Origin of the sequence: uncultured Rothia sp. (genome assembly GCF_937976295.1) — a bacterium.
GTDB lineage: Bacteria > Actinomycetota > Actinomycetes > Actinomycetales > Micrococcaceae > Rothia.
Genome location: NZ_CALJRY010000231.1, coordinates 1 through 14130, shown reverse-complemented (window position 1 = coordinate 14130; position 14130 = coordinate 1). Strand labels below are relative to the sequence as shown.

Annotated in this window: 9 protein-coding genes and 1 pseudogene; 4 read left to right on the top strand and 6 right to left on the bottom strand. The window is 60.2% G+C overall.

All coding sequences use genetic code 11. The annotated features are described in order from the left end of the window. Positions 1–398: 398 nt before the first annotated feature. Complete coding sequence (locus tag Q0216_RS06265; protein ID WP_005508445.1) at positions 399–584, top strand: FmdB family zinc ribbon protein; 186 nt, start codon at positions 399–401, stop codon at positions 582–584. A 103-nt stretch (positions 585–687) separates the two neighbouring features. On the opposite strand, the gene Q0216_RS06260 is transcribed toward Q0216_RS06265, so the two are convergent. The 5 genes from Q0216_RS06260 to Q0216_RS06240 all read right to left on the bottom strand — a co-directional run bounded on the left by Q0216_RS06260 (position 688) and on the right by Q0216_RS06240 (position 8372). Next, a complete protein-coding gene (locus Q0216_RS06260; RefSeq protein WP_298593807.1) occupies positions 688–1020 on the bottom strand; it encodes a hypothetical protein in 333 nt (110 codons plus the stop codon). Beyond that, entirely contained in the window at positions 1013–5014 is a 4002-nt protein-coding gene (locus tag Q0216_RS06255; protein WP_298593805.1) for a DEAD/DEAH box helicase, read from the bottom strand. The genes Q0216_RS06260 and Q0216_RS06255 overlap by 8 nt, the downstream gene beginning before the upstream one ends. Positions 5015–5109: 95 nt before the next feature. Next, entirely contained in the window at positions 5110–5568 is a 459-nt protein-coding gene (locus Q0216_RS06250) for a cell shape determination protein CcmA (RefSeq protein ID WP_298593803.1), read from the bottom strand. Between the two features lie 87 nt (positions 5569–5655). Continuing rightward, complete coding sequence (locus Q0216_RS06245; RefSeq protein ID WP_298593809.1) at positions 5656–6456, bottom strand: MurR/RpiR family transcriptional regulator; 801 nt, start codon at positions 6454–6456, stop codon at positions 5656–5658. Positions 6457–6734: 278 nt separating this feature from the next. Next, on the bottom strand, positions 6735–8372 hold the full coding sequence (locus Q0216_RS06240) for an alpha-glucoside-specific PTS transporter subunit IIBC (RefSeq protein ID WP_298593802.1): 1638 nt from the start codon (positions 8370–8372) through the stop codon (positions 6735–6737). 431 nt (positions 8373–8803) lie between these two features. Between Q0216_RS06240 and Q0216_RS06235 the strand changes: the two genes are divergently transcribed. The 3 genes from Q0216_RS06235 (at position 8804) to Q0216_RS06225 (ending at position 13512) form a co-directional block, all read left to right on the top strand. Then, positions 8804–9682 carry an endonuclease/exonuclease/phosphatase family protein gene (locus Q0216_RS06235; protein ID WP_298593801.1) on the top strand — a complete coding sequence of 293 codons (879 nt, stop codon included), beginning with the start codon at positions 8804–8806 and terminating at the stop codon, positions 9680–9682. A gap of 81 nt (positions 9683–9763) precedes the next feature. Further along, positions 9764–11575 carry an alpha-glucosidase gene (locus Q0216_RS06230; protein ID WP_298593799.1) on the top strand — a complete coding sequence of 604 codons (1812 nt, stop codon included), beginning with the start codon at positions 9764–9766 and terminating at the stop codon, positions 11573–11575. Between the two features lie 131 nt (positions 11576–11706). Beyond that, complete coding sequence (locus Q0216_RS06225) at positions 11707–13512, top strand: alpha-glucosidase (RefSeq protein WP_298593797.1); 1806 nt, start codon at positions 11707–11709, stop codon at positions 13510–13512. Between the two features lie 175 nt (positions 13513–13687). On the opposite strand, the pseudogene Q0216_RS06220 reads toward Q0216_RS06225, so the two are convergent. Next, positions 13688–14130 (bottom strand): annotated as a pseudogene (locus Q0216_RS06220) (permease); the annotation flags it as partial.

The following is a 14130-nucleotide window of genomic DNA, read 5'->3' as shown; positions in this document are numbered from 1 at the left end:
ACGACCGCATTATCCCCCTGCTCAGCGCACAGCAGCTGCAGGAGCAGAGCATCGGAGTGGTCTTTGCCGACGAAATGTACGAAACTATCCCCTACGACCGCTGGGACGCCATTCTGCCGGTCATCCTCACCGAGGAAGGTATTTTCCGCTCTCACCCGCAGAGCTAAAAGAACCCGACTTGCTTACCTCTGGTTCGCTCTTGATTGACAGCCCATATCTTTACGCAAAAGCGTAAAGATACGCGAGACACATCAATAAAAGCACTCAGGAAAAAGGCAAAAAGAAACCAGAAAAAGCTATTTGAGAAGAAAACGCAAATAGCTCCCAACGTTTCAAAAGCGGTACACTCAAACCACGTTAATAAACCATCCCAGCGAAAACGGATACAGAAGGACAAAATGCCGGTCTACGTTTACCAGTGCAAGAATTGCAACCACGTCTTTGAACAGCGCCAGTCCTTTAGCGACGATGCACTGCGCATCTGCCCGCAGTGCGGCGAAGAAACCCTGCGCAAGCGCTACAACACCGTCGGCGTGACCTTCAAGGGTTCCGGCTTCTACAGCACCGACAAGGGAAACTCCTAAACGGAAGTTCCACACCAGCCACACGAGGGGCGGGGCAACACAGGTTGCCCCGCCCCTCGGCGTTAAAGAAGCGCTCCCGGATCGGATGCGCTACACGATATTGTTACACGATGTTATTGCCCCAGTGCGGAGGACGCTGCTGACGCATCCATTCCAGACGCTCACGCTCCTCCGGGGTCAGCGGCTGCGCGGAAGTAGCCGCCTTCTGGGAGCTCGCCTTCTGAGAACCAGCCTTCTGGGGGTTTTGCTTCTGAGAGTTCTGGTTCTGAGCATCCGTTTTCTTTGCGGAAGCCCCCGCGGCAGACGAGGTATCCGAAGCCGCAGCCGGAGGCGTCGTGACACCCACCAGCAGAGGCTCAGCCCCGCTCACCGAGCCGCCGCCGCTCACACGGCGATGACCGCGGCGAGGCTTCGGCGTCGACGAATAACTAGCCACGGACCTCAGCGCCCTCATCCATATCCAGGTAGTGCAGCACGCGCGCCACCACAGCGTCCGGATCAGCGAACACCTCCAGGGTGCCCAGCGTAATGTAGTTCCAGCCCGTGCGGCTCAGACGCTCCGGCAGCAGACGGGTACGCTCACGCACCGAAGCACGCGCGTAATTCTGCTCGCCATCAGAGCACGCCACCAGCGGCATAGCCGCCGGGACGCTCGGGCTCGACGAGACCACGGGAGCCACACCCAGCGCAGGCACCGGCTCAGCCGCCACCTTCTCCGGGGCGTGCGCAATCAGAGCGATATCGCCCTCACCGCGAGTCACACGCACACCGCACGCCTGCAGGCGCACCACCAAATCGTTCAGCAGCCAGTCGCCCAAATCCGGGGTGTCCGCGTCGTCTGCTGCCAAGAATGCGTTACGCGGCAGGGTCTCCGGTACGCGCTGTGCCTTCGCCTCCGCCTCTTCACGCGCCTGACGTTCCGCGTGCTCACGCAGCAGGTGGTAGAAGTCCACCGCACCATGATGCAGCTTCTGCGGGTCCAGCTCCGACGGGTCAATGCACGAAACGATGCGCAGGGCACGGCGAGCACGAGTCAACGCCACAACAAAGCCCTGGCGACCGTGCTCGGCAGACAGCTGACCCAAATCATAGGACGCCTGGCCCAGACGGGCACGGCCCACACCCAGAGAGAAAATCACGGTATCGCGCTCGAGGCTCTCGGCGCGGGTCAGATCGACCACGCGGAAAGACTCCTCACCGGCGGCGAAGAACGGCGCCAGCTGCGGGTACAGGCTCAGGGCGTGACGCACCGACTCAGCCACACGCTGAGCGTGCTTCGGGCTAGCCGTCACAACCGCCAGCGAACGGTCCGGGGTGCGGTAGGCGTGCTCCAGCACCAGGTTCGTGACGCGCTCCACCTCAACACCGGGCGAATCCAGGTTCGCGTTATCGCTGACCTTACCGCGAGTATCAATGTACTCAACGGTCAGCGAACCGGCAGGCTGAGCGGAGGCGCGGCTCACCGGTGCCGCGTGCAGCTGTGAACCGTAGAACTCACGGTTCAGGTAGTCGAGAATCACCGGGTCCATGCTGCGGTGCAGCATCGCCAGGGTGCGGTTGGGCAGTACGGTAGCGAGCACGTCGAAGGTGCTGTCCAGCTGCTCGTCGGTCGGCTCGGGCGCACCGAAAGTCGGCGCGGACACAATAAACGGCGAGGGGTAACCCGAATGCGGGTCGCCCAGGGCAATCACCTGGTCGGCGCGGGTAATCGCCGGCAGGTTCGCCGCAAGCGGGGTCGACTCGGAGTCCAGCAGAAGCACCGTATCAAAACGCATGGAGGCGGGAACCTTACGCGCCAGGGCGAACGGGCTCGCAGTCCACAGCGGAAGCAGGGTACGCGCCATGACCGGGGCGTGAGTCAGCAGCTCTTCGAGCACGAACTCGTAGCCGCGCAGCTGACTCTTCAGGTACGCCGCCTGGTCGTGCTCAGACTCAATGCGTTCAGTCCACACGCGGGCCACCTTCGCCAGCAGACGCGCCGGAGCGCTGGTCATGTGGGCGTAGTCGGCACGGCGGAAACGGGATTCCGTATCGCGCAGACGGTCACCGTCCAGCAGCTTACCTTCGTGATGCTGCAGCAAGAACTCCAGGGCAGACTGCCACCAGGCAAGCTCCAGCTCAGCGGCAACAACCTCGGTCGGAACCTGACGTGCGTACAGGTCATCGAGCAGCTCCGACAGGCCGCGCTCACGCAGCTTCTGGGTCAGGGCGTCACGCTCCGGCAGGGTCATCAGCAGCACGCGGTCCGCCATGAGGGCGTCTAGGCGGGCATCCAGCACGTCCAGGTCGGTGCGCACAAAATCGGTACCCTCAATGGTGTCAGCCAGGACAATACCCAGGCCCGCCAGCTCAGAAACCAGGGAGTTCAGGGCGTCAGCCAGCTGGTCCAGGTTCTCCGGAATCTGCGGGGTGCGGGGCGCCTCAATGTGGCGAATCCACTCGGCACGCTCCGCCTGAACCACCTTCAACTGTTCGTGCAGGTCACCAATATTCACGCCGGGCAGGATGTACTCCTTCGCCGCGCGGCGCAGACGGGAACGCTGCATACTGCTCATCTCGATGCCGTTCTCACGGCGCCACGCACCCGAGGCGGTCGCAGCAATCAGATCGGTCACCGGGCGGTCGTAGACGTCCGCACGGAAACGCTTGAGCGTCTCACGGATGCGCATCAGAATCGCCAGCTGCGACTCCCACTCGGCGATGGTACGACCCGGGCGCAGACCCAGCATGGCGCTGGTGCGGTTCATCGCCTCACGCAGGTTCAGCAGGGAGGACTTGAGGGTAATGACCAGGGCGTACGCCTCTGCGGCCTCCTCGTCATTGACCAAGCGGGCACGGTACCACGGGGAGGTACGCGAAGCCGCCGCAAAACCATCAATCTCGCCCAGACGCACCAGCTCGGCACGCACCTGCTCACGCTCCATGAGTGAATCGAGCATGGGGCGGTCAAAACGCACACGGGTAGCCGGACCGTCCTCGGAGGCGGTCAGCTCAGCCAGACGCTGCAGCGCAGAGTAGACAGAAATCTGCCAGTTCGAGTCCTTGTTCAGCAGGGCACGAGTGTGGTCGAGCAGCGCCGCACGGGTCGCCACGAGCTCTTCGTTCAGGTCCTCAGAGTTCGGCTCTTCGGCACCCTCGTTACGCACGATGGCGCGAATGAACTCGGCGCGCTGAGCCTCAGCATCGTGCTCGGCGAGCAGGTCATAGCGCAGGTTCTCAATGCCGGTGCGCTTGAGCAGCGCCGAAAATTCGGCGAGGGTGGAGCGCTTCTCGCCCACCACGAGCACGGACTTACCGCGACCCATCAGGGCGGAAGCAATGTTCACGGCGGTACGCAGCGGCTCGGTGCCGGGCGCCGCAGTGATGGTGAAGGAGAATCCGCTGACCGCGGTGTCGATAATCTCCTGGGCGTTCGCGTCCGCATCCAGCAGGAGCATTTCCTCAGCCGGGTCACGCTGATCCAGGGGCGGCTGCAGGTTGTGGGCGTTGAGCTCGCGCGGCTTCACGCCGGGCACCTTCAGCGCCGCTAGGTCACGAACCAGCGGGGTGATGGCGGTGTGCGGCAGCTCGCCCAGGCTTTCCTTCAGGTCAGCAAAGGTCGAGATGAAGTACTTCGACTCAATGGTCATGCCCGGAATACGGCCGGCGGAGGCGCGCATACGCTCGATGACCGGCTCGGGGTCCAGGCGAGACATGGAGTTCGCCAGCTGAGCCACATCCATGGTGCCCAGGTCGATGCCGTACTCCTGCTTGATCTGTCGGACCATCGCCGGGTTCAGGCGTGCGGAACCGGCGAGGCGCAGCTCGAAGTCGTCGTCCTTCGGGTGCGGAGTGATGCTCAGCGGCGCCATGAGAATCGGGGCAATGAAGCGCTTCTCGTAGGCGGCGGCATCCTCACGCGTGTCGTGCGAAAGCCAGGAGGCGGTACCCGCCACGAAGTAGCCGGAGTCCAGGCCGTGGTCGGTGGCGAGCTCGTAGATCTTGGTGCGCAAGGTGCGTGCGGAGCGCATGCCCGCCTCCAGCTGCGACTTGTCGCGCAGAATCGTGGAGAGGCGGGTCTTGCGTCCGGCGAGTAGCTGAGCCAGGCCGGAGGGGTTCGCATCTGACAGGTCGATGTGCACGTAGTCGACTTGGTTGAAGTCGAGCATCGCGTCGGGACCGGTGTAGACGTCCATCTGCTCTGCCCAACGCTCAAGCCCCGCCGAGGGATCGAAGTCCTCGTGGGCGGGGTTCAGGTGTGCAGGCAGCTCGGCGATGTTGATTTCGTCGGCTACTTCGTGGGTTTCCTCTGCTGAGGTCGCGGCGGCTGCGGCGGGCTGAACAGTATCAGCCGAGGTGCCGGGTGCGTGCTGCGCGTCGGTAGGCTCGGGAATCTGGTTCACGTTGCGAGTGTCCTTGTGGGTCAGTGCGGTGTACGTTTGCGCGTACACACCGAAGATGGTGGTTCTTCCGGGGTCCTCTGCCCGGGTGGGCCTCAAGCGGGGCGGGTGTCAGTATGCGCCTGTGTGCCTATTGGGCTGTGTGCTTACTTCGACCACATTGCGATATTGACGGCGGTCAGCACTACGGTCACCAATACGTAGAAGACCAGGGCGGGCAGAAGCGCCCAACGGTACTTGGGGGCCAGCTCGCCCTCCAGGTTGCCGAAGCGCAGAGAGCGGAAGAGGAAGAAGCTCAGGATTGCACCGGGCAGGTTACCGATAATGACCAGCAGAATGGTCAGGTACAGGGCGTAGGCGCGTTCGGTGCGTTCGTTCTCTGCACCTGCGAGCTTGAGGGTGCCGCCCAGCAGCAGACTGAGGCAGGCGTTCAGGAATGCCACGGTGAAGAAGGGGATCTTCAGGGCTGCTTGGAAGTCCATCTGGGAGTTCGCTGCACCCAGCGCAATCCACAGCAGCAGCAACGCGGGGACGATCAGGAGGTACCAGAACAGGTACTTACGCATCTTCTCGGTGTTTTCGATGAGCGCGAAAATTGCGGTCACAGGGTGTCTCTTTCAGATGGTCTCAGGCGGATTCGGTCAGGTTCAGGAGGAGCGAGTGAAGGAGCAGGTGGGCACAGTCACGCCTTGTCAGGCGTCGATTTCGCCCCCGCTGTTGAGAGCGTCGTCCACCTGATCCTGCAGGGTTTCGCGGCGCTCATGTTCAACGTACTCGATGTAGCGGCGCACAATGTAGTCCAGCAGCACCGACAGCGCCACGAAGGAGTAGTAGGGCTTGCGCTGGGTGCTGATGTGGGTGGGGGTGGTCTGGTAGTGCAGGGAGTACTCGGCGTGCGAGGACATGTAGTTCACACCAATAGCGGTCACCGCAACCATGGGAATGCGGCGTAGCGCCAGCATCTTAATGTGTTCGCGCATGTTCTCGGTCTGACCGGAGAAAGACACGATGATGACCACGTCGTCCTGGGTCATATTGTTCATGGCGCTTTCGAACTCATTACGTGCCGGAATGACCTGGCAGAACTTACCGCAAACCTGCATGGACTTGGTAAATTCCTGCACGGCGTTGCGCTGAGCGTAGCCGGTACCAAAGCAGTACACAGTGCGAGCCTCATGGATGCGCTTGAGCAGTCCGCTCAGTTCCATGTGCTCGAGGTAGTCGTAGGTACGCTGAATGTCTTCTCGGCCGCTCTCAATGAACCGCGGGTTGAAGGGTTCGCTGCGGTTCAGAGAGGACTTAATGAAGTACTTCAACTCAGCAAATCCGGAGAAGTTCAGCTTCTTCGTCAGGCGGATAATTGAGCTGGTCGAAGTATAAGTTTTATGTGCCAGAGAGTTGATCGTTGACTCTGCAACGAACTCTTCGTTTTCTAGCATGAATGCCAAAATTTCCCGTTCAGTTTCACTGAATCGGTGCTGGTTCGCATTCACAACGTCTTGTAAATCCACTCAAAGCTCCTGAATCCGATGGTGAGCAATATATAAATAGTACACGCTCTAGGGTTATCGGCCAGGGTGGGTGAGGGTGGTCGTTTCTCACGTTGAGGGGCACGTTGCGCAGATTTGGGCTTGGGCACGATCCCGGGTACAGGCCTTGGGTACGTGTCCGGGTACAGCTTCGCCGGCGGCATCGGTGTTATCCGATACCGCCGGCGAAGTCTATACCTTATGAGGCGTTAAGCCGTCAGGCGGTTGAACGCTAATTCCTCTTAGGAGAGGGTCTTAGCTTCGTTCACCATGGTCTCGAAACGCTCGCGAACCTGGGGAACGTCCATACCGACGATGACCTGGAATGCCTTGCCCTTGCGGACGACGCCCAGAGCACCTGCGCTCTTGAACTCTGCATCCGAGGTGTTGACGAGGGACTCATCAGCAACGGAGACACGCAGGCGGGTTGCGCAGTTGTTCACGGTGGTGATGTTCTCTGCGCCACCGAGCAGTTCGAGGAAGCCTGCTGCGCGGGGTGCGTAGAGGTCGCCATCAGCGGACTCAGCAGCTGCGCCGCCGTTCTTCTCAGCAGCCTTAGCAGCCTTGTACTCTGCCTTGCTGTAGAGCTTGGTCTCGCCGCCGTCTTCTTCACGACCGGGGGTCTTGAAGTCGAACTTCAGAATCATGAAGCGGAAGATCACGAAGTACAGGACGGTGAAGCACAGGCCCACACCAATCTGCATGAGGTAGGTGCCGGAGTGGTTTGCCCACAGCGGGATCCAGTTCTGGAACAGGAAGTCGAGCAGACCGCCACCCATGTAACCAACCAGACCCAGCTGGTACATGATTGCTGCCATGGATGCTGCCAGGATTGCGTGGACCAGGAACAGCGGGGGTGCCAGGAACAGGAAGGTGAACTCGAGGGGCTCGGTGATACCAATCAGGATCGCGGTGAGGCAGACGGGGATCATCAGAGCGAGAACTTCCTTGCGCTTCTCGGGACGAGCAGTGGTGTAGAACGCCGCTGCGATACCGATGGGTGCGAAGACCTTGGAGTTACCGTGCAGTGCGAAGCCGCCGCCGGGGAACAGTTCCTTCAGGGGCTTGTCGCTCTTAGCGAACTCGCTCAGGTGGCTCGGCCAGTCCTTAGCGATACCGTTCGGGGTAACAACGTTACCGAAGACGAACGGGGAGTAGATGAAGTGGTGCAGACCGGTCGGAATCAGGAAGCGCTCGAGGAAGGTGTAAACCCACACACCGAGTGCGCCGGATGCGATGAAGAAGCCCTGCAGGGAGGAGATACCGTGCTGAGCGTAGGGCCACAGCCAGGAGAACAGGAATGCCACGGGCATCATCAGGAAGAAGCAGACGCCGTAAACGTACTGCGAGCCCTGGAAGATACCGAGGAAGTCGGGCAGCTTCTTGTCGAACCAGCGGTTGTGTACCCACACCACGATTGCGGAGATGATGATGGCACCGAAGATACCGGTGTCCATGGTCTTGATACCGGCAATCATCTTCAGACCGGTACCTGCCGCGCTCTCAGAGATGTCGGTGGTGTAGTCCAGGTCGAAGAAACCGGTGCCGCCCTTGCCCCATACCTTGAGCATGGCGCCGACGAAGTAGTTGAAGGTCAGGTAGACCATTGCAGCTTCCATCACTGCACGTGCGTTAGCGGTCTTTGCCAGTGCAATGGGCAGACCAATCACGAAGAGCAGTTCCATCTGGTTGAAGACGGTCCATGCGCCGGACTCCCAAACAGACCAGAAGTGGTTCCAGGCACTGTCCTTGTCAGCAGCGAGGGGGATCAGGTCGCCGTTCTGTGCAATGATCGCAATACCGACCGCGAGGCCAGCGAATGCGAAGAGAAGAACGGGTGCCAGCATGGCAGAGCCGAACCTCTGTACTTTTTCCATCATGAGACTATACGCCCTTTCGGGTTGTCGAGTGAGCGGACGCAGGGGTTGGCGCTCGTTGCCAGCCTGCTGTTCATGCATTCGAACGCCGTATCTTTATACCCCCAAATGGAAGTGTATGAGAGCGGCGCCACATAACCTGCGTGCGCTAAATGCCGAATGTGTTTTAGACAAAAACAATAATGCCAGGTCATACCTGCCTACACATACCAAAAATAGAAGTTTTGAAAGAGTTTTTCAGAACCTGAAACATATCCCGGCACTGGTTAAAAATACTTGCCGCAGATGAGACTTTTCCTCTATTACCCAGCCCACAGAATCGATAGCATAAACAGTGCACCCGCAGGTTTAGAGCCCATACAACGCTCCCAGCCTTCAACAACGGAGTGCTTCCTTCACACTTCTTTCTCACGCACTACCCCGGACTTAGTTTTATGCGCTTCCTCACCCTCAATACGCACAGCTGGTGCGAAATCCACCAGATTTTGAAAATCCGCACCCTCGCAAAGTTCATCATTGAACAACAGGTGGATGTCATTGCACTGCAGGAAGTCAACCAGCTTATCTCCACTCCCGTGGTGAAGGAGCCCCTCAACTACCGCGGCGGCGCAGGCGTGCCGGTCCGCGAAGATAACTACGCCCTGCTCCTCGTGCAGGCACTCAACGAAATGGGTGCAACCTACGAGTGGACCCTCACCGAAACCCATATCGGCTGGGACCTCTACGACGAATGCGTAGCAATCCTCTCGCGCCTGCCGATTCGCGGCATCAAGCCCATCGAGATGTCCCCCGACTACGACTACCATCAGGTACAGCGCCGCGCAGCACAGGCAGCACTCATCGAAACTGAGACGGGCACCTTCTGGTGCGCCACCACCCACATGTCCTGGTGGGACTTCGACGGCGAACCCCTCTTCGCGCAGGAATACGCCCACCTCTCGCAGGCACTGGCAGAATGCGCCCTCACCGCACCCGTACTACTCGGCGGCGACTTCAACTCCGCCGCGCATCTGAGCGATGAAGGCTACGCGCTGGTCACCTCCAGCGGCATGGTGGATACCCGCTCGCTGGCGGAGCACACCGACGGCGAGAACACCGTCCACCGCGAAATCGCCGGTTGGGAAGGTAACACGGACGCCAAGCGCATCGACTTCGTGTTCGCCGACCGACTGCTCACGGTCAACTCCCACGCAGTCGTCTTCCGCGACAATTCCCCCGAGGCCATCTCAGACCACAGCGGCCTACTCCTGGACATTGACCCCTCCAGCTGGGCACCGCAGAGCCTCCTTACGCCCCTCACTAGCCAGGATTAAAAGGCATCAGACTTTAGCCGCCCAACACGACGGCACCTCTCGCAGTAACACCCGTTACAACCCCCAAAGGAAGGAACAATCATGACGACCCAAACCCAGTGGTGGCAGGAACCGGTGGTCTACCAGATTTACCCCCGCTCCTTCAACGACTCCAATGGCGACGGCATCGGCGATCTGCCCGGCATTACCGAGAAGATTCCGTACCTCGCCAAGCTGGGTATTCAGGTGCTGTGGCTCTCCCCCATCTACGCTTCCCCGAACGATGACAACGGCTACGACATCTCCGACTACCGCGCCATCATGACCGAGTTCGGCACCATGGAAGACTTCGATGAGCTGCTCGAAACCGCGCACAAGCACGGCATCAAGCTCATGATGGACCTGGTCGTCAACCACACCTCCGACGAACACGAATGGTTCAAGCAGGCACGCTCCTCCAAGGACAACCCCTACCGCGACTACTACATCTGGCGCGACCCCAAGGGCTTCGATGAGGATGGCAAGCCGATTCCGCCGAACAACTGGATCTCCTGCTTTAGCCCCTCCGTGTGGGAATGGGACGAGGCGACCGGCCAGTTCTACCTGCACTACTTCTCCATCAAGCAGCCCGACCTGAACTGGGAGAATCCGAAGGTCCGCGAAGAGGTCTACGACATCATGCGCTTCTGGCTGGACAAGGGCGTGGACGGCTTCCGCATGGACGTCATCAACCTAATTTCTAAGGACCTCTCCTTCCCCGATGACCCGGCAGTCCTGGCTGGCGGCCTCGACAATTCCCTGGCTGTCGCAGCTAACGGCCCGCGTATCCACGAGTTCCTGCAGGAAATGAACCGCGAGGTCTTGAGCAAGTACCCGGTCATGACCGTGGGCGAAACCCCCTGCGTAACCGTGGACGACGCCGCGCTCTACACCGGCTTCGACCGCGACGAGCTGCAGATGGTGTTCCAGTTTGAGCACATGGACGTAGACGCCTCCGAAGGTGGCGTGACCGGCAAGTGGTCCGACCGCCGCTTCAACCTGGTTGACCTCAAGAAGGTCCTCACCCACTGGCAGGAAGGCCTGCACGGCCGCGGCTGGAACTCCCTGTACTGGAACAACCACGACCAGCCGCGCACCGTCTCCCGCTTCGGTAACGACTCCCCCGAGTACCGCACCGTCAGCGCCAAGATGCTGGGCACCGTACTGCACCTGATGCAGGGCACCCCCTACATCTACCAGGGTGAAGAGCTGGGCATGACCAACGTCTTCTTTGACGATGTGAAGGACTACAACGACCTGGAGATTCACGACTCCTGGCGCAAGTACGTTGAAGAGTCGGGCCGCGTCTCCGCTGAGGACATGCTGCGTTACATCAGCGCCTCCGGTCGCGACAACGCACGCACCCCCATGCAGTGGACCGCCGGCGAGAACGCAGGCTTCACCTCCGGCACCCCGTGGCTGAAGCTGAACCCGCGCTACACCGAAATCAACGCGGAGGCAGAACTCGCCAACCCGGATTCGGTGTTCTACCACTACCGCGACCTGATTAGCCTGCGCCGCGAGCACCCGATCGTCCTGACCGGCGAGTACCGCCTGCTGGATGAAGAAGACGAGCAGGTCTACGCCTACCTGCGTGTGAACTCCGACGAGGACGCCGCAGCAACCGGCGAGCGCGCCCTGCTGGTCGTCGCTAACTTCACCGATGACACCGTTCAGCTGAACTATGCGGGCGGCAACCTGGATTCAGTGGTGCTGACCAACTCGCAGGTTCTCTCCCCGACTGAGCTGAAGGCCATCGAGAACAGCCCGAAGCTGATCAGCTCGAACTACCGCGATGAGAACCGTGAGTTCACCGATGAAGGTACCCTGTTGCGTCCTTACGAGGTGAAGGTGTACCTCTTCGGTAACGCGTAAGTAAGCACGCCCCAAAATGTAATGTGCGAGGGGGATCCGGTACAGACATTCCGGGCCCCCTCGCCCTATACTTCAATCACAGACACATTTTGTTCTCTTTTCGGCTGGATGGCCGGTATAGAAAGGCAATTATGAGCAACTCCGAGGCATACGAAGTTCCCTCCTACGAGGGCCGCCAGTGGTGGAAGGAAGCCGTGGTGTACCAGGTGTACCCCCGCTCCTTCAACGACGCGAACGGCGACGGTATCGGCGACCTGAAGGGCATCACTGAGAAGCTGCCTTACCTGGCTAAGCTGGGCATCAACGTCATTTGGCTCTCCCCCGTGTTCGACTCGCCGAACGTGGACAACGGCTACGACATCTCTGACTACTTCGCCATCATGAGTGACTTCGGCACCATGGAAGACTTCGACGAGATGCTCGAAACCGCCCACAAGCACGGCATCAAGATCCTGATGGATCTGGTCGCAAACCACACCTCCGATGAGCACCCCTGGTTCAAGGAATCCCGCTCCTCCAAGGACAACCCCTACCGCGACTACTACATTTGGAAGGACCCGAAGGGCTTCGACGAGGACGGCAACCCGATTCCTCCGAACAACTGGGCGTCCGAGTTCGGCGGCCCGGCATGGGAGTGGGACGAGGCAACCGGCCAGTTCTACCTGCACATCTTCTTCAAGGAACAGCCCGACCTGAACTGGGAGAACGAGAAGGTTCGCGAGGACCTGTACTCCATGGTCCGCTGGTGGCTGGACAAAGGCGTTGACGGCTTCCGCCTGGACGCTATCAACATCATCTCCAAGCCCGAGGGCTTCCCGGATGACCCCTCCACCGACTTTGAGAAGCACACTTCCTCGATTCCGTTCGTTATCTCGAACGGCACCATGGTGCACCCGTGGATGAAGGAGCTCACCCGCGAGACCTTCAGCCGCTACGACGTGATGACCGTGGGCGAGACCAGCGCAACCAGCCCCCAGGACGCTAAGCTGTGGGCCGGCTACCACACCGGTGAGCTGAACATGATCTTCCACTTCGATCACATGGGCGTGGATAACGACCCGAACGGCAACCTGGGCGGCAAGTGGTCCTACGCGCCGTACAAGCTGACCGAGCTCAAGCGCATCCTGAACGACTGGCAGACCACCCTGGAGGGTAACGCCTGGGGTTCGCTGTACTGGAACAACCACGACCAGCCGCGCGTTGTCTCCCGCTTCGGTAACGATTCGGATGAGTTCCGCACCCTGTCCGCTAAGCAGCTGGCGACCACCCTGCACTTCATGCAGGGCACCCCGTACATTTACCAGGGTGAAGAGCTGGGCATGACCAACGTGAAGTTCGATTCGATTGAGGACTACCGCGATGGCGACTCGATCCGCTTCTACGAGGACATGCACGTTGACCACAAGCGTCTGAGCCACGAAGAGGCGATGCAGGCGATTTACATTAAGGGCCGCGACAATGCTCGTACCCCGGTTCAGTGGGATGCCTCCGCTAACGGTGGTTTCAGCCCCGAGGGTGTGACCCCGTGGATTGCTGTGAACCCGAACTACCCGTCGATTAACGCTGAGGCTGTTCTGGCTGATGAGGATTCGATCTTCTACCACTACCAGCAGCTGGTGGCTCTGCGCCGCGGCAAGCTGAAGGACCTGATGGTTTACGCGTCCTTCGCTCCGGTGGATTCGGTTCAGGTTCCGCACAATGAGGACGAGGCTGTGTACGCGTACACCCGTACCGGTGGTGCGGACGGCAGCCCCGCGAATGAGTCTTTGCTGGTTGTTTCGAACTTCACTGCCGAGGAGCAGGTGCGCGACTTCGCTGTGCTGGGTGAGGCTCGTGAGGCTGGTGCTCGTGTTGAGCTGGTGAGCTCGAACTACAAGGACGACGCGGGTTCGACCCTGCGCCCCTACGAGGCGAAGGTGTACCACATCGTTCGCTAAGCGCTGTAGCTCGTTGAGTGCTACCGCGTGCCGATAAGGTGATAGACAGCAGAAGGAGGGTGAGGCTTATGCCCCGCCCTCCTTTTGTGTTGACCTCTTTGTTCTCCCCTGTGTTATCCCGGCGTATTTTCTTGGGTCTGCTGAGATGGAGGCTCTACTGAGCTAGAGGCTCTGTTTAACCAGAGAACACAAGCTGCAGGATCGGCACGGCGAGCGCCATCATTCCCAGACTGACGACCGCCCCGGCAGCAATAACCGGAGCGGCAGTACCCTCGTGCCGGTAGTGGGTTTCCAGGATGACGATATTAGCGGCTGGCGGTAGCACTCCGAGGATAAAAAGTACCTGCGGGTGTGCCAGTAGCTGGTCAAAGTGTATGCCCGCCGTATCGTGCGCCCAGCGGGCGAGTGCGAGCACACCGACGCTGTAGACGCTCACGAGTACGACACGCAGCGTTGCCCATCGGGCGGCTCGGATCAGGTCGGCGCGGTGTAGTTTGGCGGCACCGAGCCACATACCCAGCACGATCAGCCCGATAAAGCTGAACACCCAGGTCAGTACCCGGTAGAAACCGGCCCCGTGCAGGCTCAGGAACGGCCCTGCGGGCAGGCAGAGTAGCC

Excerpts from the sequence above, each read along its gene's own strand:
- Q0216_RS06265 (WP_005508445.1), top strand. The coding sequence starts at position 399 with ATGCCGGTCTACGTTTACCAGTGCAAGAATTGCAACCACGTCTTTGAA.
- Q0216_RS06240 (WP_298593802.1), bottom strand. The coding sequence starts at position 8,372 with ATGATGGAAAAAGTACAGAGGTTCGGCTCTGCCATGCTGGCACCCGTT.
- Q0216_RS06235 (WP_298593801.1), top strand. The coding sequence starts at position 8,804 with ATGCGCTTCCTCACCCTCAATACGCACAGCTGGTGCGAAATCCACCAG.
- Q0216_RS06230 (WP_298593799.1), top strand. The coding sequence starts at position 9,764 with ATGACGACCCAAACCCAGTGGTGGCAGGAACCGGTGGTCTACCAGATT.
- Q0216_RS06225 (WP_298593797.1), top strand. The coding sequence starts at position 11,707 with ATGAGCAACTCCGAGGCATACGAAGTTCCCTCCTACGAGGGCCGCCAG.